This is a genomic window from Streptomyces sp. NPDC058257 (assembly GCF_042881845.1).
Lineage (GTDB): Bacteria > Actinomycetota > Actinomycetes > Streptomycetales > Streptomycetaceae > Streptomyces.
Genome location: NZ_JBHVXJ010000001.1, coordinates 630774 through 649664, shown reverse-complemented (window position 1 = coordinate 649664; position 18891 = coordinate 630774). Strand labels below are relative to the sequence as shown.

The window sequence follows — 18891 nt, the reverse complement described above, 5'->3', positions numbered from 1 at the left end:
CGGGCGCCGGGTTCACCGGCGTCAGATCCACGGGCGCCGGGTCGACGGGCGCCGGGTCGACGGGCGCCGGGTCGACGGGCGCCGGGTCGACGGGCGCCGGGTCGACGGGCGTCAGATCCACCGGCGCCGGATCCGCAGGCGTCAGATCCACCGGCGCCGGTTCCACGGACGCCAGATCCACGCACGCCGTGCCCAGCCTCCCGACCCCCGACGCACCAGCCCCGCTAGACCGGGACCGGGACCGGGCCCGACCGACCCCGAGCCCCCTCGCCCCGACCTCCCTCGCCCCGACCTCCCTCGCCCCGCCCCGCGTCCCCGGCATCCCCCGGCTCTGGCCGAAGTCGTTCGCCGATCGGCTCACCGCGCCGTTGCCCGGGCTGCGTGCCTTCGCGCGGTTCGCGCGGGAGGGGGCCCTGCGGCCCACTCCCGAGGGCCTCGCCGACATCCAGCGGCTGCCGTTCGAGCCGGGGCCGCTGCCGCGCGTGGACTCCCGCACCGTGGCCGTCACCTGGGTCGGGCACGCGAGCTGGGTCGTACGGATCGGTGGGCTCACCGTTCTCACCGATCCCGTCTGGTCCCGCAAGATCCTCGGCACCCCGGCCCGTGTCACGCCTCCCGGCGTGGCCTGGAGCGCGCTGCCGCGCGTCGACGCCGTCGTCATCAGCCACAACCACTACGACCACCTGGACGCCCCGACCCTCGCCCGCCTCCCCAGGAACACCCCCGTGTTCGTGCCCGCGGGGCTCGGCCGGTGGTTCGCGCGCCGCCGGTTCAGCCGCGTCATCGAGCTCGACTGGTGGGAGGCCGCCGAACTCGCGGGCGTGCGCTTCGACTTCGTGCCCGCTCATCACTGGTCCAAGCGGAGTCTCGTCGACACCTGCCGGACGCTGTGGGGCGGGTGGATCATCACCGACGGCGAGGGGCGGCGCGTCTATTTCGCGGGCGACACCGGTTACGGCCACTGGTTCGAGCGCATCGGCGCCCGCTACCCCGGCATCGACCTCGCGCTCCTGCCGATCGGCGCCTACCACCCGAGATGGTGGCTCAGCGACGTCCACTGCGACCCCGAGGAGGCGGTGCGGGCGGCGGGCGACGTCGGGGCGCGCCGCCTCGCCCCGATGCACTGGGGGACGTTCCTGCTGTCGGGCGAGCCGGTCCTCGAACCGCTGACCCGGGTGCGCGCGGCATGGGAGCAGGCGGGACTGCCCCGCGAGGACCTGTGGGACCTGCCGGTGGGCGCGTCCCGGGTGCTCGGCTAGGGGCCTCAATCCCTCTGCCCCTAGGACGCGACCCGCCGCACCTTGCGCCACACCGTCGGCGCCGTGCTGATCAGCACCGTCAGACCGACCGCCACCACCACGCCCTCCCACGGCTCGTCGAAGAGCGAGCCGCCGAGAATGCCGATCAGCTGGTACGTCAGGGCCCAGGCCAGGCACGCGGGCACGTCCCCGCGGGCGAACTCGCGCAGCGGCATCTTCGCCATCAGACAGGCCAGCATCACCGGAATGCGCCCGGCGGGGACGAGCCGGGAGAGGACGAGGACAAGGACGCCGTGTTCCGCGAGCTTCCTCTGCGCCTGCGCGAGACGCTCCTCGGGCGCCCGGTCACGGATCGCCGCGAGCCACCGCGAGCCGTTCTTCGAGTGCATGCCGCGCCGGCCGAGCCAGTAGAGCGCGATGTCCCCGAGAAACGCGGCGAGTGCGGACACCCCGAACACCACGAGCAGCGTGAGGGGCGCCGTCTGGTGCAGGGCCACCACCGCGGCCGAGCTGACCAGCGCACCCGTGGGCACCACGGGCACCAGCGCGCCCACCAGGATGAGCAGGAACAACGACGGATAGCCGACCGCCTGCTGCGTCGACTCCGGCGTCACCTGCGCCGTCAGGGAGAGGATCACTGAGGCCCACCTCTGGTGATCTCGGGCCGCACACTCTCGCCGTGCCCAAGGCGGTGCACCGTCACCCCGGGCGCGAACCGCGCCGCCTGGCGCACGAACTCCTCGCCCGGAGCATGGAATTCATGGGGCCGTACGGCGTCCATACCGATCGGCCAGTACGTCCCGTAATGCACCGGTACGGCGCTGCGCGGCGCGATCCTCGCCAGGGCGAGCGCCGCTCGCCCCGCGTCGAGATGACCATGGCCGAGATACGGCCCCCAGCCACCGACCGGAAGGAGCGCCACGTCGACATCCCCTACCTCCTCGGCCATCGAGTCGAAGAGTCCGGTGTCCCCGGCGAAGTACGTCCGCGCCTCACCGCGCACCACGAAGCCGAGCGCGGGTGTGCCGTGCGGTCCGACGGGCAGCCGCCGCCCGTCGTGCCGCGCCGTCACCACGCGTACGACGAGGTCGCCCACCCGCACCTCGTCCCCCGGCACGACTTCGACGAGGTGCAGATGGGAGAGCTTGCGCGCGAGCCCCGGCACATGCCGACGCGAGCCGCGCGGGAGCAGCACACGGGTACCGGGGGCGATCCGCGCCAGGGAGGGCAGATGCAGATGATCGGCGTGCAGATGGGAGAGGAGCACGGCGTCGGCGACGGCGGCCTCGGGAGGGGGGAGCGCGCCTCTGCGCCGGCGCAGATGGGCGAGGCGGGGGGCGAAAAGCGGGTCGGTGAGCACCCTCAGCCCCGAATCCTCGACCGTGCAGGTGGCATGACCCCACCAGGTGATCTCCACCGGCACTCCGGTTCCTCCTTCGCGCGACTGTTTACGAGCCTACGGCCAGGAGTAGGGTCTTCGGCTGACGCCAGTGGTGAGGACACCAGAGGTGAGGGGGACGCGATGGGAGATGCCACGAGCGTGCGAGTCGTGCGGGTCGCGGCGATCGCCAGCCTGACCCCCCTTGAGGAGCTGGAAGCCGACCCCTTCCTGGTGGACTCCCGCAGCCAGCACGCGATGTGCGCGCGCTGGGCCGCCGCCCGGGGGTACGTCGTCGTCCGTGAGCTAGTCGTCCGCGGGCTGCCCGCCGATCACGCCGTGCTCTGGGCCGACGTGGACGAGGGGCTCGTGGACCTCTTCGTCGTACCGAGCCGCCGGGTCCTGGACCGCGCGCTGCGTTCGCCGGACGAGTTCACCGCGGAGTGCGGGCGGCGTGGCGTGCGGATCGAGACCGCGGGCCTCGCGGAACCGTCGTACGACGCGGTGATGAAGGCCCATGTCCACCGGCGGCTCTCCATGCCGACAGCCGGGTACGACGGCCGCTGACCCGCCGCCGCCCACCGGCCCCTTCACCCTGTGACACGCTGGTGTCCGGATCTGTCATGAAACGTGAGGCGGCGCGGCGTGGGGCGAGGGCGATGGCGTGCGGTCGGCAGTGCTCTGTGGCGCTCCGTCGCCGTGTGGTTGGTCAGTACGCTCACCATGCTCGCGCTCGCCGGGATCCTGCCCGACTTCAAGCTGCAGTCCGACGACGGTGACAGCGCCACCCGCATCGCCATCACGGCCGCCCTGGGCGCCGGCGCCTTCGGGCTGCTCTCCTCGCTGGTCTGGCCCCTGCTCGTCCGGGCCCTGCTGCTCGTGCCCGCGCTCGTCCTCGGTCTTCTCGCCTTCTTCCTCAACGGCTCGCTGCTGCTGCTCGCCCTAAGACTCATCCCCGACGGCCGCGGTGACGCCAACCCCGAGACCGCCGTCGTCGTGGCCGCCGTCATGTCCGCCGTGGCCTCCGCCACCGGCGGTGCCCTCGCCGTTCGTGACGACGACGCCTACCGCCGCCGCCTCTACCGTCTCGCCGACCGCCGCCGGCGCCGCCGCCGTGCCGAAGGGCGGACCGGTCCCGTCCCGCCCGGCACGGTCTTCATCCAGCTCGACGGCGTGGGCCACGACGTCCTGCGCGCCGCGGCTCAGCAGGGCCTGATGCCGACCGTCGCGGGCTGGCTCGGCCAGGAGGGCGAGCCGAGCCATCGCCTCACCCCCTGGCGCACCGACTGGTCGAGCCAGACCGGGGCGAGTCAGCTCGGCATCCTGCACGGCTCCAACCACGACGTCCCCGCCTTCCGCTGGTACGAGAAGGACACCGGGGAGGTCATGGTCTCCAACCGGCCCGCGTCCGCCGCCGAACTCCAGCGCCGCGCCATCGAGCAGACCGGCGACGGCGGACTCCTCACCTTCGACGGCGCGAGCCGCGGCAACCTCTTCAGCGGCGGTGCCGAGCAGATCGCCCTCGTACTCTCCATGGCCGCACGGCGCGGCAAGGAGAACCGCTCGCGCGCCGGGTACTTCGCCTACTTCTCCGATCCCGCCAACGCCGTCCGCACCGCCCTGTCCTTCGTCGCCGAGGTCGGCCGCGAGATCGGTGAGTCGACCCGCGCCCGGATCAGGAAGCAGCGCCCGCGCATCGGCCGCGGCGGGCTCTACCCCTTCATCCGCGCCTTCGCGACCGTCGTCGAGCGCGATGTCGTCGTCACCGCGGTCATCGGGGACATGCTCGCCGGTCGCAGCGCGGTCTACGCCGACCTCGTCGCGTACGACGAAGTGGCCCACCACTCGGGGCCCAGCGGCAGCGACGTCGACAAGGTCCTCCAGCGCCTCGACCGGTCCCTGGCACTGATCGCGAAGGTCGCCGAACACGCCCCCCGCGCCTACCGCATCGTGGTCCTCTCCGACCACGGCCAGAGCCCGGGCGAGACCTTCCGCGCCCGCTACGGCCTCACCCTCGGCGACCTCGTCAAGGCGGGCTGCGGCCTGCCCGTGCCGCGCAAGGCGCGGCGCACGCACAGCGGCGCGGAGGCCCGCTCGGCGGTGCGCGCCGCGCTGCGCCGCCCTGTCGAGGAGGGTGCGGGGCAGCACCGCCCGGCCCGCGAGGCGGAGCCCATCGTGCTCGCCTCCGGCAACCTCGGCCTCGTCTCCTTCCCCGACGTCCGACGCCGCATGACCCGCGAGGAGATCGACCTGCGCCACCCGGCGCTCCTGCCCACCCTCGCCAACCACCCGGGCATCGGCTTCCTTCTCGTACGCAGTCAGGAGCGCGGCCCGGTCGTCCTCGGCGCACGCGGCAGCGAGGTGTACCTCGATGAGGAACCCGTCGATCCGGGGCCGCTCGCGGACTTCGGGCCCGGCGCCGCCGACGCCGTGCGCCGCACCGACGGCTTCCCGCACGTCGCCGACATCATGGTCAACTCCTGGTACGACCCCGAGTACGGCGAAGTCCTCGCCTTCGAGGAGCAGATCGGCTCGCACGGCGGGCTCGGCGGAGCCCAGGCCCAGCCCTTCCTCCTCTCGCCCCTCGTGCTCTCGGCGCCGGTCGGCGAAGGGCACGAACTGGTCGGCGCCGAGCGCGTCCACGGAGTGCTCAGGCGCTGGCTCGGCGAGTATCAGGGCCCCGAGGTTCCGGTGGTGGGAGGGGACACTCCGGCTCTTGCGGCCACCGACCCCGCCGTAGAGGACAGGACACACTGAACGCGTGGCTGGCGGCCCGCGAGGAGCGGACCGCCACCCACTGATTCCCCGGCCTCCACCGGGGAGGGAACTCCCCCCCCTCGGACCCGACTCCCCGCTACCTGGCGAGCGGTGCGATCACCCAGCGGCGAGTGGTGAACATGCCGTCGGGCGGGCCGATCTCGATCAGCTTGCGGGCGGCCGGGTAGGCCTCGTTGCCCTCGATCTCATAGCCGACGTCGAACGTGCCGGGCACGTCCCTGACCTGCGGCTCCTGCGGTGCCTTCGCACCCTTGCCGCCCGAATCGCCCGCTGTGACGGCGGCGAGCTCGGCGAGCAGCCTCTGCTGTGCCGCGGCGAGGGCCTGGCGCGGGTCGCGTACCCGCGGCGCCGCAGCCGCCTTGCCGCTCTGGGGCGGCGGTGAGATGTCGGTGCTCGGCTCACGCGTCGTTCCGGTGGCCTCGCGCGTGGAGATCTGCGCCTGTACGACGGTCGCGTCGTTGTCCAGGACCACGCGGATGATGCCGCGGTCGGGCGTGATGACCGGTACGCCGTCGAAGACCTGCCGGAACGTCACATGCGTTTCGAGAGACACCGGCTTCCCGAGCTCCGAGCCGTCCTTCGCCCCGGAGTTCTGCATCAGGTCGTGCACGCTGTCCACGACGAGCTCGGCGCCGTCGGCGTGCTGCTCCGCGAACGCGCGTGCCGCCTCGACCGCCCGCTCCGTGGGCAGCTGGCGCAGGTTGCGGTGGTTGGCCTCGGCGAGCTTGACCCACCGGACGGCGTGCGGCGCCGTGGAGATGATCCGGTCACCGGAGGTCGCGTTCAGCACGCCCTGCCGCTCGACCTGCACCTCTTGCAGCGCCGCCGACGGGAAGTCGGCGATGCGGCCGAGCTTGGTGAGCTCCTCGGCCGGGTCGCGCGGCGCGAGCTGGACGATCTGCGGGCTGCTGGGCGCGAGGGTCAGTGGCTCCCTGAGGCTGTCGCGGGCGTAGTACCAGCGCCACGCGTACCAGTTGTCCGGCACGTGGTCGCGGTAGAGGGTGCGCTCGCCGTTGAGCCGGGCGGTGGCCTCGGCCTGGGTGGAGCCGACCGCGGCGACCGAGGGCGCCTGGCCCTTGTAGATGTCCCAGCTCGCGTTCAGCCACGCGTCGGTGAACGTCTGCCCGGCCCGCCACTTCTCCCAGAACTTCGTGCCGTAGTCCGGGCTGTCGATGCTCACGCTCTCGAACCCGAAGATCATGCGGAAGCCGATGTTGGGCCCCGCCCACGTGCGGATCGGGGAGTGCCCGCCGAGCACCCTGAGCGAGTTGCACGTGGACCAGAAGACGTAGTTCGCCTTCTCGTTGCCCAGCGCCATCCGGTTGGACACCGCGTCACTGCGGCCGTCCCAGACCGCGCCCAGTGGCGCGAAGAAGACGCCGTTGCCGTCCATACCGCCGTGACCCGAGTGGTACACGGCGACCACCGCGTCCATTCCGTAGCGGTCCTGCCAGTTGTCGTACGTCTCCTCGTACGCCCAGACCTGCGCCCCCGCGTCCGCGAACCAGAAGTTGCGGTCGTAGAACTGCTGGAGGTACGACAGCCAACCGCTGGCATCGGCGTGCGTGTGGAAGAGAGTGTTCTGGTTGACGAACGTCTGGATGCTGAAGGCTCCCCACCAGCCGAAAGTCGAGTCGCGTGGAGTGGCGGCCCCTGGCTTCGCCCCTTCCAGCGGAGACGGACCGTGGTCCGAGTAGTTCATGCGCATGGCCAAACCCCCTGAGTGATCTCCTCGTCGGTGCGAGGGGGCCTCAAAGTGTCACCGCCCGACTGCCTTGCCCAGTTGCCATTCAGGCCATAGCTACTGCGCACCGGGGCTCTCGTCGCGCCCCTGACGCATCAGTAACCGTCCCCCGTGGGCCGGTCTTCGACGTGCTCCGAGTCGGGGTGTGATCGGATGGGCGCACGGATGTTCCGGAACGCATCACGGAACCGCACTGAAGGGATCTACATCGTGGCTACCACGCGCTCCGCGCACACGGTCTGGGAAGGCAACCTGCTGGAGGGCTCCGGCACCGTCACCTTCGACTCCTCCGGGATCGGGGAGCAGGCCGTGTCCTGGCCGTCCCGCGCCGAGCAGGCCAACGGCAAGACCAGCCCGGAGGAGCTGATCGCCGCGGCACACTCCAGCTGCTTCTCGATGGCCTTCTCCAACGGCCTCGCCCAGGCCGGCACCCCGCCGACCCGTCTGGTCACGTCCGCCGACGTGACGTTCCAGCCGGGCACCGGCATCACCGGTATCCACCTCACCGTCGAGGGCACGGTGCCGGGCATCGACGAGGCCGCGTTCACCGCCGCCGCCGAGGACGCCAAGAAGAACTGCCCCGTGAGCCAGGCGCTGACGGGCACGACCATCACGCTGACGGCGAAGCTCGCCTGACGCGGTCCGAACCGTGCCGCCGTCCCTCGTGGGCGGCGGCACAGTCGTATGCGGCATTGACAATAAGCCGCTCAAGTTTTGTGATGGAGGTCGAAGTACGCCGGTCAACGGGCTCGCGGTGGAAGGGGACTGGACATGGCACGTGCAGTCGGGATCGACCTCGGTACGACGAACTCGGTGGTGGCCGTCCTGGAGGGCGGTGATCCCACGGTCGTGGCCAACGCGGAGGGCGCGCGCACCACACCCTCGGTCATCGCCTTCGCGAAGAACGGCGACGTCCTGGTCGGAGAGGTCGCCAAGCGGCAGGCGGTCACCAATGTGGAGCGCACCGCACGCTCCGTCAAACGCTATATGGGCGACGTCAGTTGGCGCTTCCCGGAGGACGGGTCGGTGGACGGTACCCGGTACACCGCCCAGGAACTCTCCGCCCGCGTCCTGCAGAAGCTCAAGCGTGACGCCGAGTCCTATCTGGGCGAGGACGTCACGGACGCGGTCGTCACCGTCCCCGCGTACTTCGACGACACGCAGCGCCAGGCCACCAAGGAGGCCGGCGAGATCGCGGGCCTGAAGGTGCTCCGCATCATCAACGAACCGACGGCCGCGGCCCTCGCGTACGGCCTCGACAAGGGCGACGATCAGACGGTCCTCGTCTTCGACCTGGGCGGCGGCACCTTCGACGTCTCGCTCCTGGAGATGGGCGAGGGCGTCATCGAGGTGAAGGCCACCAACGGCGACACGCAGCTGGGCGGCGACGACTGGGACCAGCGCGTCGTCGAGCATCTGGTGCGGCAGTTCAAGAACGGCCACGGGGTGGATCTCGGCAAGGACAAGATGGCGCTCCAGCGGCTGCGGGAGGCCGCGGAGAAGGCGAAGATCGAGCTGTCGTCGTCGAGCGAGACGGACATCAACCTGCCGTACGTCACCGCGTCGGCGGAGGGCCCGCTGCACCTGGCCGAGAAGCTGACCCGCGCTCAGTTCCAGGAACTGACGGCGGACTTGCTCGAGCGCTGTCGCGGCCCCTTCCACCAGGCGGTCAAGGACGCGGGCGTGCAGCTCTCGGCCGTCGACCACGTCATTCTGGTGGGCGGCTCGACGCGGATGCCCGCGGTGACCGAACTGGTCAAGGAACTCACCGGGAGCGAGCCGCACAAGGGGGTCAACCCGGACGAGGTGGTGGCGCTCGGCGCGGCGCTCCAGGCGGGTGTGATCAGGGGTGACGTGAAGGACGTACTGCTCCTGGACGTGACGCCGCTGTCCCTCGGGATCGAGACCAAGGGCGGCATCATGACCAAGCTCATCGAACGCAACACCACGATTCCCACCCGGCGTTCGGAGACCTTCTCGACCGCCGAGGACAACCAGCCCTCGGTCGGCATCCAGGTCTTCCAGGGCGAGCGGGAGATAGCCGCGTACAACAAGAAGCTGGGCGTCTTCGACCTCACCGGGCTGCCCCCAGCTCCCCGAGGCGTCCCCAAGATCGAGGTCACCTTCGACATCGACGCCAACGGAATCATGCACGTCTCCGCGAAGGACGAGGCGACGGGGCGCGAGCAGCGCATGACGGTGACGGGCGGTTCCGCGCTGCCCAAGGACGACATCAACCGCATGGTGCGGGAGGCGGAGGAGCACGCGGAGGAGGACCGTAAGCGGCGCGAGGCCGCGGAGACCCGCAACCAGGCGGAGCAGCTCGTCTACCAGACGGAGCGGTTCCTCCAGGAGAACGAGGAGCGGATCCCCGCGGAGACCAGGACCGAAGTGGAGGAGGCAGCCGCGGAGTTGAAGGGCATCCTGAAGGACAGGGCCGACGACACGGCGGCACTGCGCGTGGGCGCGGAGAAGCTGGCCACCGTGAGCCAGCGGATGGGGCAGGCCATGTACGCGGCTTCCGGCGAGGGCGCCCAGCAGGAACAGGGGGCTCCGGGAGCCCCTGCCGAGGAGGGCGTGGTCGACGCGGAGATCGTTGACGACGAGAAGCCGGGGGAGCGGGAGAAGCGGGCCGGGGAGTAGCGCACCGTCGATCACCGGCTTCGCCGAGTTCGTCCTCAAACGCCGGACGGGCTGGATCCGGACGGGCTGGATCCGGACGGGCTGGATTCAGCCCGTCCGGAGATCACGACCCCGTCTTCTCCCAGCCCCGCCGCTCCGGACGAGGCCCGACCCTGCTCGGGTCCTTGCTCCGGTACACCACGTACGGCCGGAACAGATACTGCACGGGCGCGCTGAACATGTGCACGAGCCGGGTGAACGGAATCAGCGCGAACAGCGCCATCCCGACCACCGCGTGGATCTGGTACAGGACCGGAACCCCCGCCATCATTCCCGTGTCCGGCTGGAGGGTGAACAGGCTGCGCGCCCAAGGGGCGATGGACTCGCGGTAGTTGTAGCCGTCGCCCGAAGCGTGCGAGAGCTTGGCCACCATGCCGAGCACGATCGCCGCGAACAGCACCAGGTACATGAGCTTGTCGTTGGCGGTCGTCGCCCGGAAGACCGGCGCGTTCGTGCGCCGCCGGTAGAGCAGCAGCAGGATGCCGAGCACCAGCATGATTCCCGCCGCCGTACCGCCGTACAGCGAGAACAGGTGGTAGGTGTGCTCGCTCACACCCGCCTTCTGCGTCCACGACTCCGGAACGAAGAGACCGACCAGATGTCCGACGAGCACGAAGAGGATGCCGTAGTGGAACATCGGCGACGCGATGTTCAGGAGCTTCGACTCGTACACCTGCGAGGAACGCGTCGTCCAGCCGAACTTGTCGTAGCGATAGCGCCAGGCCAGGCCCGCCGCCAGGAGGACGACGACCACGTACGGGATGACGCCCCACAGCAGCGTTCTCATCAGTGCTCCCCGATCATTGCGAAGGGTTCGAGGCCGACGTCCTCCCGCGGGGGCCCCGACCGGGCAAGGGCCTGCGCCTCGGCCCGGTCCTTCGGTGAGGGGCCCGGCAGCGTCCCGCACACCGCCTGGAGCACGGACGCGTACGGCGTGCCGAAGTCGGTGAGGGCGAGCCGCAGCAGTTCGAGGCCCGGCCGGTGCTCCTCGAGGAGCACCGGACCGGCGTGCGCGGAGAACTCCAGGACCGCGGGCAGGAAGTCGGGCAGCTCCTCGCCGGTGAACTCCATCCCGTGCTCCCGGTAGACCTCCTTGAAGCGGACCAGGGCCATTCCGCGCCGCCGTGTGTCACCGTCGCGCCACCAGCTCAGGTAGAGGCTGTGGCGGTTCTTGAAGTCGAAGACCTGTACGTAGTGCGCGGCGAGTTCGGAGGGGCCGGTCGCCTCGGCGTGCGTCAGGAAGCTCTCCAACTGGGGTGCGGCAGCACGCAGTTGAGGCAGCAGGGCGCGGAACTCGTCGTCCGGGTAGGACAGGCAGTGCGCGGCTGCCTGGTAGAGCACGGCGTTCTCGCTCACAGGGTGTCCTTCTCGGCGGCGGACGGCTGCTCGTCGGCGGTCTGCCGGTCCCGCAGCGCGTGGAAGTTCTCGATGGTCACCAGAGGGAGCTGCTTGCGGCCCGAGTCCTGGCCGAACGGCCCGTCCCCGCCCATGCCGGGACCGCCCTCGTGGTCGAGGCTGCACGAGTCCGGAAGCGCCGATTCCTCCAGGCGCTGCGCGTCACCGACCGCGGCGGTCGGGATGACGTAGCGGTCCTCGTACTTGGCGATGGCGAGCAGCCGGTACATCTCCTCGATCTCCTGGCCCGACATGCCCACGGAGTCGGCGACCGAACTGTCGGGCGAATCCCCGAGGTTGATCGCCCGCATGTGCGCCCGCATCGCCGCCAGCTTCTCCAGCGAGGCCCGCACCGGGCCCATGTCTCCGGCTGTGAAGATCTCCGCCAGGTATTCGAGGGGGATGCGCAGGGTGTCGATGGCGCCGAACAGGTTGTCTAGGTCCTCGCCGTCGTGCCCGGTCTCGCTCAGCGCGTCCACGACCGGGGAGAGCGGCGGGATGTACCAGACCATCGGCATCGTCCGGTACTCCGGATGCAGCGGGAGCGCCACCTTGTACTTGCTGATCAGCGCGTGCACGGGGGAGCGGCGTGCCGCCTCGATCCAGTCGTGGCCGATCCCGGCCCGCTCGGCCTCGCGCCGCACGTCGGGGTCCTCCGGATCGAGGAAGACCCCCAGCTGGGACTCGTACAGCGCCGTGTCGTCCGGTACCGACGCCGCCTCCGTCACCTTGTCGGCGTCGTAGAGGATCACACCGAGGTAGCGCAGACGCCCCACGCACGTCTCCGAGCAGACCGTGGGCAGGCCCACCTCCAGGCGCGGGTAGCACATCGTGCACTTCTCGGCCTTGCCGGTGCGATGGTTGAAGTACACCTTCTTGTACGGGCATCCCGTCACGCACTTGCGCCAGCCCCGGCAGCTGTCCTGGTCGACCAGGACGATGCCGTCCTCCTCGCGCTTGTACATCGCGCCGGAGGGGCATGAGGCCACGCACGCGGGGTTCAGGCAGTGCTCGCAGATCCGCGGCAGATAGAACATGAAGGTCTGCTCGAAGGCGAACTTCACCTTCTCCGCGGCCTTCTCGCGGGTCTTGGCCACCATCGGGTCGAGGTCGCCGTACTCCGTCGCGCCGCCCAGGTTGTCGTCCCAGTTCGACGACCACTCGATCTTCATGGGCTTGCCGCTGATCAGCGAGCGCGGCTCGGCGACCGGGTAGTCGTCGCCGAGAGGGGCGTCGGTGAGGTTCTTGTACTCGTACGTCCAGGGCTCGTAGTAGTCCTTGATCTCCGGCAGCTTGGGGTTGGAGAAGATCTCCAGAAGGGCCTTGAACCGGCCGCCGTTCTTGAGCTTCAGGGCGCCGCGCTTGTTCAGCTCCCAGCCGCCGCGCCACTTCTCCTGGTCCTCGTAGCGGCGCGGATAGCCCTGGCCCGGACGGGTCTCGACGTTGTTGAACCAGACGTACTCCATGCCGTCGCGGTTGGTCCACGCCTGCTTGCAGGTGACGGAGCAGGTGTGGCAGCCGATGCACTTGTCGAGGTTCATCACCATCGCGATCTGTGCCATGACGCGCATCAGTACTGAACCTCCTGGCTGCGGCGGCGGATGACCGTCACTTCGTCGCGCTGATTGCCTGTCGGACCCAGATAGTTGAACGCCCACGACAACTGGGCGTAGCCGCCGATGAGATGGGACGGCTTGAGGATGAGGCGGGTCAGGGAGTTGTGGATGCCGCCGCGTCTGCCGGTGGTCTCCGTCTTGGGGACGTTGACCGTGCGTTCCTGCGCGTGGTGCATGTAGACCGTGCCGGCCGGCATCCGGTGCGAGACGACGGCTCGCGCGACCACCACGCCGTTGCGGTTGACCGCCTCGATCCAGTCGTTGTCCTTCACGCCGATCGCGTCCGCGTCCTGCGGCGCCATCCAGATGCACTGGCCGCCCCGGGAGAGCGACAGCATGAAGAGGTTGTCCTGGTACTCGGAGTGGATGGACCACTTGTTGTGCGGGGTGAGGTAGCGGACCGTCACCTCCTTCTCGCCGTCCGGACCGAGCTGTGGCTCTCCGAAGAGGCGGTTCATGTCCAGGGGCGGCCGGTAGACGGGCATCGCCTCGCCCAGCTCGTGGATCCAGTCGTGGTCGAGGAAGAAGTGCTGGCGCCCGGTGAGCGTGTGCCAGGGCTTCAGATGCTCGGTGTTGAGCGTGAACGCCGTGTAGCGGCGCCCACCGGCCTCGCTGCCCGACCACTCGGGCGAGGTGATCACGGGGACGGGGGCCGCCTGCGTGTCGGCGTACGTGATGCGCTTGCCCTCGTGCTCGGCGGCCAGGTGCGCCATCTCCTGGCCCGTGCGCGCCTCCAGGGTGTGGAAGCCCTGGGTGGCGAGGCGCCCGTTGGTCGTGCCGGACAGGGCGAGGATGGTGTTCGCCGCCTTGATCGCCGTGTCCAGGGCGGGGCGCCCGTCGGCGGGGCCGCCGCGTACGACGCCGTTGCGCTCGCGCAGCTCGTCGACCTCCTGGTCGGGACGGAACGCGATGCCCTTCGCGGGCAGGCCCAGCTTCTCCGCGAGGGGGCCGAGCGCGGCGAACTTGGCGCCGATCGCGGTGTAGTCCCGCTCGACCACGGTCAGGCCCGGCATCGTCTTGCCCGGGATCGCCTCGCACTCGCCCTTGCGCCAGTCGAGGACGACACCGCCGGGCTGCGCGGTCTCGCCCGGGGTGTCGTGCTGGAGCGCGGTGGCCACGACGTCCTTGCGTACGCCGAGATGGTCCACGGAGAGCTCGCTGAGCCGTTCCGCGATCGCCTTGAACGTGTCGAAGTCGGTGCGCGCCTGCCAGGGCGGGTCGACGGCCGGGGTGAAGGAGTGGACGTAGGGATGCATGTCCGTGGACGAGAGGTCGTGCTTCTCGTACCAGGTCGCCGCGGGCAGGACCACGTCCGAGAGCAGCGTCGACGACGTCTGCCGGAAGTCGAGCGAGACGAGCAGGTCGAGCTTGCCCTCGGGGGCCTCGTCGTGCCACTTCACGGTCGAAGGACGCTCGTCGGGCTCCGCCTCCTGCGCCCGCAGCGAGGAGTGCGTGCCGAGCAGATGCTTGGTGAAGTACTCCGCGCCCTTGGCCGAGGAGCCGAGCAGGTTGGCGCGCCACAGGGTCAGGACACGCGGCCAGTTCTCCGGTGCGTCCGGGTCCTCGCAGGCGAAATTGAGGGTGCCCGCCTTGAGCTCCTCGACGACATTGGCCACCGGGTCGCCCGACGGACCCGAAGTCTCGCCCAGTTCGAGGGAGTTGCGGTCGAAGGTCGGGTAGGAGGGCATCCAGCCGGTGCGTGCCGAGAGCGCGAGACAGTCGGCGCCCGTCATCCCCGCGAACCGGCCTTCGCCGAGGGGCGAGGCGAGCACGTCCGCCGCGAACTTGTCGTAGCGCCACTGATCGGTGTTCAGGAACCAGTACGCGGCGCCGATCATCTGCCGCGGCGGCCTGCTCCAGTCGTTGGCGCTGGCGAGCGTCGCCCAGCCGGTCGCCGGGCGGCACTTCTCCTGACCCACGTAGTGCGCCCAGCCACCGCCGTTGCGGCCCTGGCAGCCGGTCAGCTGGAGCAGCGCGAGGAAGGCGCGGTAGATCGTCTCGGAGTGGAACCAGTGGTTGGTCCCCGCCCCCATCAGGATCATGCAGCGGCCCTGCGACTTCTCGGCGGTCCGCGCGAACTCCCGCGCGATCTTCACGGCCTTCGCGGCAGGGACCGAGGTGTGCGCCTCCTGCCAGGCCGGGGTGCCGGGTGCGTCGGCATCCTCGTACGAAGAAGGCCACTCGCCCGGAAGCCCCTCGCGGCCGACGCCGTACTGTGCGAGCAGCAGGTCGAAGACCGTCGTGACCAGCGGACCGTCCTGGCCGCCGAGCCGGGTGGCGGGCACCCCGCGGCGCACGATCTCGCCGCGGCCCTGGCCGTGCGTGCCGCCCTCGGTGTCGAAGCGGGGGAGCAGCACCTCGACGCCCGTCGCGACCTCGGAGTCGTGCAGGGAGAGCTGCGGCTTGATGTTTCCGAGCTCCAGGTTCCACTTTCCCTTGCCGGACTCGGTCCAGCGGAAGCCGAGCGAGCCGTTCGGGACGGCGGGCTGCCCGGTGTTCTCGTCCAGGACGGCCGTCTTCCAGTCGCCGCCCTCGCCGCTCTGGCCGAGGTCGGTGGCGCGCAGGAACTTCGAGGGGACGTACGCGCCGTCGCGCTCGGTCAGCGTCACCAGGAAGGGCAGGTCGGTGAACTTGCGGACGTAGTCGGTGAAGAAGTCCGTCCGCCGGTCGACGAAGAACTCCTTGAGGATGACGTGGCCCATCGCGATGGCGAGGGCCCCGTCCGTGCCGGGATGCGGGTGCAGCCACTCGTCGGCGAACTTCGTGTTGTCCGCGTAGTCCGGTGACACGGCGACGACCTTCTGGCCGCGGTAGCGCGCCTCGGCCATCCAGTGGGCGTCCGGGGTACGCGTCACCGGGACGTTCGAGCCCCACATCATCAGATACGCGGCGTCCCACCAGTCACCCGACTCCGGCACGTCGGTCTGGTCGCCGAACACCTGTGGTGAAGCCACCGGCAGGTCCGCGTACCAGTCGTAGAAGGAGAGCATGGGCGCGCCGATCAGCGACATGAAACGGGCGCCCGCCGCGTGCGACACCATCGACATCGCGGGGATGGGGGAGAAGCCCGCGACCCGGTCGGGGCCGTGCGTCTTGATCGTGTGGACGTGCGCGGCCGCGATGATCTCGACGGCCTCGTCCCAGGTCGCCCGCACCAACCCGCCCTTGCCGCGCGCCTGTTGGTACGTCCTGCGCCGCTCCGGGTCGCCCTGGATGTCCGCCCAGGCGAGCACCGGGTCCCGCAGCCGGGACTTCGCCTCGCGGTACATCTCCAGGAGCACGCCGCGCAGGTAGGGGTAGCGCACGCGGGTCGGCGAGTACGTGTACCAGGAGAACGCGGCGCCGCGCGGGCAGCCGCGCGGCTCGTACTCGGGCCGGTCGGGGCCGACGGAGGGGTAGTCGGTCTGCTGGGTCTCCCAGGTGATGATGCCGTCCTTGACGTACACCTTCCAGCGGCAGGATCCCGTGCAGTTCACGCCGTGCGTCGAGTTCACGACCTTGTCGTGGCTCCAGCGGTCCCGGTAGAAGGCGTCCGCGTCCCGGCCGCCGACGAGTCCGATGCTGTGCAGGTCGGGGGCGGCGGTGCCCCGGCGGAAGAACTTTCCCGCCCGCAGCAGTGCGGCGCCGGGCTCGGTCGTCTCTGTCACCCTTGAGCTCCCTAGGTCTGCCTTTCAACGAACCTAGGTGCGGGGTGGCGGGGGCACACGGCGGCGGCGGCCGTACGGGTTGCGGGGGCGCCTCTCGTGGGCGCTCATCGCGCTCAGGGGCGCCGTCCTTACCTCTGGGGTAATCGACCCTCGCTCGCGGCCCCGGCAGGGTGGTCGTACCGGATCCGGTCCGGCGCACTCCGGCCCGGATCCGGCTTCCCTCTCTCTCCCTTCCGCTGTCGGAGGCCGGTTTCTCATGTCGACGTACTCTGCGCACCCGCTCACCGCACTGGCCCGCACGAACGACCCGAAGACGATGCTGCGCCGCTTCCTCGCCCTCGACGCGGTCGTGACGGCCGGGAACGGCATCGCGTACGCCGCTGCCTCGGGACCGCTCGGGCGCTTTCTCGGCGTCGACGCGGGGCTCCTGCTGGGCCTCGGTGTCCTCCTCACGCTGTACGGGGCCGGTGTCGGCTGCCTCGCGTCACGCAAGAGCCCGCCCACGCTGCCCGTCCGCGCAGTGATCGAGGCGAACGCGGCCTGGGCGGTGCTCAGTGTCGTCGCCCTGGCCGCCTGGCTCTCGCCCAGTACGGCGGGCGCGGTGTGGATCCCGCTCCAGGCCGTGACCGTCGGCGGCTTCGCCGCGCTGCAGTACGCGGCGCTGCGGGCCCCGCGGAGCTAGGGCCTAGGCCCGCGGGGGCGCCCCTGCCACGCGTGCGTCGAAGCGGGTGCGGGCGGCCTCGATCTCGGCGAGGTACTGGTGCGTCCAGGCGCACATTCCGTCGACCGTGGCGAGCAGCCCCGCGCCCGCCTCGGTCAGGCGGTACTCGACGCGCGGCGGCACGGTGGCGTACACCGTCCGGTGCACGACGCCGTCGCGCTCCAGGCCGCGCAGGGTCTGGGTGAGCATCTTGTGGCTGATGCCGTCCACGGCGGTGCGCAGCTCGGTGAAGCGCAGTGTCCGGTCGGCCAGGGCGTTGATGATCAGCAGCGCCCACTTGTTGGCCACGCCGGCGAAGATCTCGCGGGCCAGTGAGTCGGCGCGCGTCAGATCCGCGTCGTCGGGATGGCCGCTGCTTCTCTGCTTGGTCCCCATGCTCTTCCTTTCAGGAGCTGCTAGGACCCCGGCGACTGGAGATATTTGACCGTCGCCGGGTCGGCCGGGAGCAGCGTCTCGATGGCCAGTTCGGCGACCGTCACGTCCATGGGCGTGTTGAACGTCGAGATCGACGAGATGAACGAGAGCAGGTGACCGTCGTGCTCGATGCGCAGGGGCAGCGCGAAGTAGGGCACTCCGCTCTGCGACCCGTCGGCCTCGAAGACGTCGACACCGGGATCCTCCACCGGATACGCCGCCACCTCCTCGTACACCGCACGCAGCGCGTCGGAGCGCTGCAACGCGATCTGCCGCTCCATCTGGTGCAGGAGATGCCCCCGCCACTCGCGCAGATTGCGGATCTTGGGGGCCAGGCCCTCGGGGTGGAGCGTGAGCCGCATGGCGTTCAGCGGCGGACGCAGGAGGTGCTCGGGGACGCCTTCGAGGATCATCGCGATGCCACGGTTGGCCGCGATGACGTCGTACGTCGCGTCGACGACCAGGGCGGGATAGGGCTCGTAGCCGCGCAGGAGCTGCTCCAGGCCTTCCCGCAGGGCCCCCATCGAGGGGTCGTCCAGCGGGGTCTCGCGGAAGCGGGGCGCGTAACCGGCCGCCAGGAGAAGGGAGTTGCGCTCCCGCACCGGCACGTCGAGGTGTTCGGCGAGGCGAAGGACGATCTCCTCGCTCGGACGTGACCTGCCGGTCTCGATGAAGCTGATGTGCCGCGACGAGGAGTCGGCGCGCAGGGCCAGTTCCAGCTGGCTCACCTTGCGCCGCTCGCGCCAGCCGCGCAGGAGCGGGCCGACGCCGTTGCTTTCCCTGGTGGTCACGGCAGTTGTCATACCCAGACAGTAATCGAAGGGGTTCGCGACCCGCGGGGCACGTGGTCCGCGTCCGTGGCCCGATCAGGGCCGTGCGGGAGGCGCTGTGGCAGGCTGAGGGCTATACGTACATACGTACTCCCTACGCACGTGAAGGAGCGCGGCCATGTCACCCGAACCGCTGTCGCAGAAGGATGTCGAGGAGCGGCTCGCCGAGCTGCCCGGCTGGTCGTTCGAGGGCGGCAGGATCACCCGCTCCTTCCGGCTGGGCTCGCACTTCGCGGCGACCGCGATGGTCGTCCACATCGCGCAGATCCAGGAGGAGCTCGGCCACCACTCCGAGCTGACGCTCGGGTACGACACCGTCTCCCTGTCGGTGCACACCCACAGCGCGGGCGGCGCGCTCACCACGCTCGACTTCGATCTGGCCCACAGGGTCGAGGGGGCGGCGGTCGGCCACGGAGCGGTCTGAGCG

The 18891-nt window shown here is 70.5% G+C and carries 16 protein-coding genes; 7 read left to right on the top strand and 9 right to left on the bottom strand.

Translation table 11 applies throughout. The features are described 5' to 3' along the window. Window positions 1-188: 188 nt before the first annotated feature. On the top strand, window positions 189-1259 hold the full coding sequence (locus ACFVXC_RS02735) for an MBL fold metallo-hydrolase (protein WP_389901543.1): 1071 nt from the start codon (window positions 189-191) through the stop codon (window positions 1257-1259). A gap of 20 nt (window positions 1260-1279) precedes the next feature. Here ACFVXC_RS02735 and ACFVXC_RS02730 read toward each other — a convergent pair whose 3' ends face one another. After that, window positions 1280-1897, bottom strand: a complete 618-nt coding sequence (locus ACFVXC_RS02730) for a DedA family protein (RefSeq protein WP_389900779.1) — start codon at window positions 1895-1897, stop codon at window positions 1280-1282. After that, complete coding sequence (locus tag ACFVXC_RS02725; RefSeq protein WP_389900777.1) at window positions 1894-2682, bottom strand: MBL fold metallo-hydrolase; 789 nt, start codon at window positions 2680-2682, stop codon at window positions 1894-1896. Before ACFVXC_RS02725 ends, ACFVXC_RS02730 begins: the two co-directional genes overlap by 4 nt. A gap of 117 nt (window positions 2683-2799) precedes the next feature. Here ACFVXC_RS02725 and ACFVXC_RS02720 point away from each other — a divergent pair, with 117 nt between their 5' ends. Next, window positions 2800-3204, top strand: a complete 405-nt coding sequence (locus ACFVXC_RS02720) for a hypothetical protein (protein WP_389901542.1) — start codon at window positions 2800-2802, stop codon at window positions 3202-3204. A gap of 78 nt (window positions 3205-3282) precedes the next feature. Then, window positions 3283-5394: a phage holin family protein gene (locus ACFVXC_RS02715; RefSeq protein ID WP_389900775.1), complete on the top strand. Its 2112-nt coding sequence runs from the start codon at window positions 3283-3285 to the stop codon at window positions 5392-5394. 97 nt (window positions 5395-5491) lie between these two features. Here ACFVXC_RS02715 and ACFVXC_RS02710 read toward each other — a convergent pair whose 3' ends face one another. Continuing rightward, window positions 5492-7123: a DUF6345 domain-containing protein gene (locus tag ACFVXC_RS02710; RefSeq protein WP_389900774.1), complete on the bottom strand. Its 1632-nt coding sequence runs from the start codon at window positions 7121-7123 to the stop codon at window positions 5492-5494. A 246-nt stretch (window positions 7124-7369) separates the two neighbouring features. Here ACFVXC_RS02710 and ACFVXC_RS02705 point away from each other — a divergent pair, with 246 nt between their 5' ends. Both ACFVXC_RS02705 and dnaK read left to right on the top strand, forming a co-directional pair. Continuing rightward, complete coding sequence (locus tag ACFVXC_RS02705) at window positions 7370-7795, top strand: OsmC family peroxiredoxin (RefSeq protein WP_389900772.1); 426 nt, start codon at window positions 7370-7372, stop codon at window positions 7793-7795. Window positions 7796-7930: 135 nt separating this feature from the next. Continuing rightward, the gene (gene dnaK / locus ACFVXC_RS02700) at window positions 7931-9802 is read left to right on the top strand and encodes a molecular chaperone DnaK (RefSeq protein WP_389900771.1); all 1872 of its coding nucleotides are present in this window, start codon (window positions 7931-7933) and stop codon (window positions 9800-9802) included. A gap of 103 nt (window positions 9803-9905) precedes the next feature. On the opposite strand, the gene narI is transcribed toward dnaK, so the two are convergent. From narI to ACFVXC_RS02680, 4 genes are read right to left on the bottom strand one after another with little or no spacing between them, the layout of a single operon-like run. Further along, window positions 9906-10628, bottom strand: a complete 723-nt coding sequence (gene narI / locus ACFVXC_RS02695; protein WP_389900770.1) for a respiratory nitrate reductase subunit gamma — start codon at window positions 10626-10628, stop codon at window positions 9906-9908. Continuing rightward, window positions 10628-11197 (bottom strand): nitrate reductase molybdenum cofactor assembly chaperone, encoded by a 570-nt coding sequence (gene narJ / locus ACFVXC_RS02690; RefSeq protein WP_389900769.1) that lies wholly within the window; start codon window positions 11195-11197, stop codon window positions 10628-10630. Before narJ ends, narI begins: the two co-directional genes overlap by 1 nt. Further along, complete coding sequence (gene narH / locus ACFVXC_RS02685) at window positions 11194-12807, bottom strand: nitrate reductase subunit beta (protein WP_389900766.1); 1614 nt, start codon at window positions 12805-12807, stop codon at window positions 11194-11196. The genes narJ and narH overlap by 4 nt, the downstream gene beginning before the upstream one ends. Continuing rightward, window positions 12807-16499 (bottom strand): nitrate reductase subunit alpha, encoded by a 3693-nt coding sequence (locus tag ACFVXC_RS02680; protein WP_389900764.1) that lies wholly within the window; start codon window positions 16497-16499, stop codon window positions 12807-12809. Before ACFVXC_RS02680 ends, narH begins: the two co-directional genes overlap by 1 nt. Window positions 16500-16755: 256 nt before the next feature. Between ACFVXC_RS02680 and ACFVXC_RS02675 the strand changes: the two genes are divergently transcribed. Next, window positions 16756-17181 carry a hypothetical protein gene (locus ACFVXC_RS02675; protein WP_389900762.1) on the top strand — a complete coding sequence of 142 codons (426 nt, stop codon included), beginning with the start codon at window positions 16756-16758 and terminating at the stop codon, window positions 17179-17181. A gap of 3 nt (window positions 17182-17184) precedes the next feature. On the opposite strand, the gene ACFVXC_RS02670 is transcribed toward ACFVXC_RS02675, so the two are convergent. Continuing rightward, window positions 17185-17595: a winged helix-turn-helix transcriptional regulator gene (locus tag ACFVXC_RS02670; protein WP_389900760.1), complete on the bottom strand. Its 411-nt coding sequence runs from the start codon at window positions 17593-17595 to the stop codon at window positions 17185-17187. A gap of 20 nt (window positions 17596-17615) precedes the next feature. After that, complete coding sequence (locus ACFVXC_RS02665) at window positions 17616-18437, bottom strand: helix-turn-helix domain-containing protein (RefSeq protein WP_389900758.1); 822 nt, start codon at window positions 18435-18437, stop codon at window positions 17616-17618. 145 nt (window positions 18438-18582) lie between these two features. Between ACFVXC_RS02665 and ACFVXC_RS02660 the strand changes: the two genes are divergently transcribed. After that, on the top strand, window positions 18583-18888 hold the full coding sequence (locus tag ACFVXC_RS02660; RefSeq protein ID WP_389900757.1) for a 4a-hydroxytetrahydrobiopterin dehydratase: 306 nt from the start codon (window positions 18583-18585) through the stop codon (window positions 18886-18888). The last annotated feature ends 3 nt before the right edge of the window (window positions 18889-18891 follow it).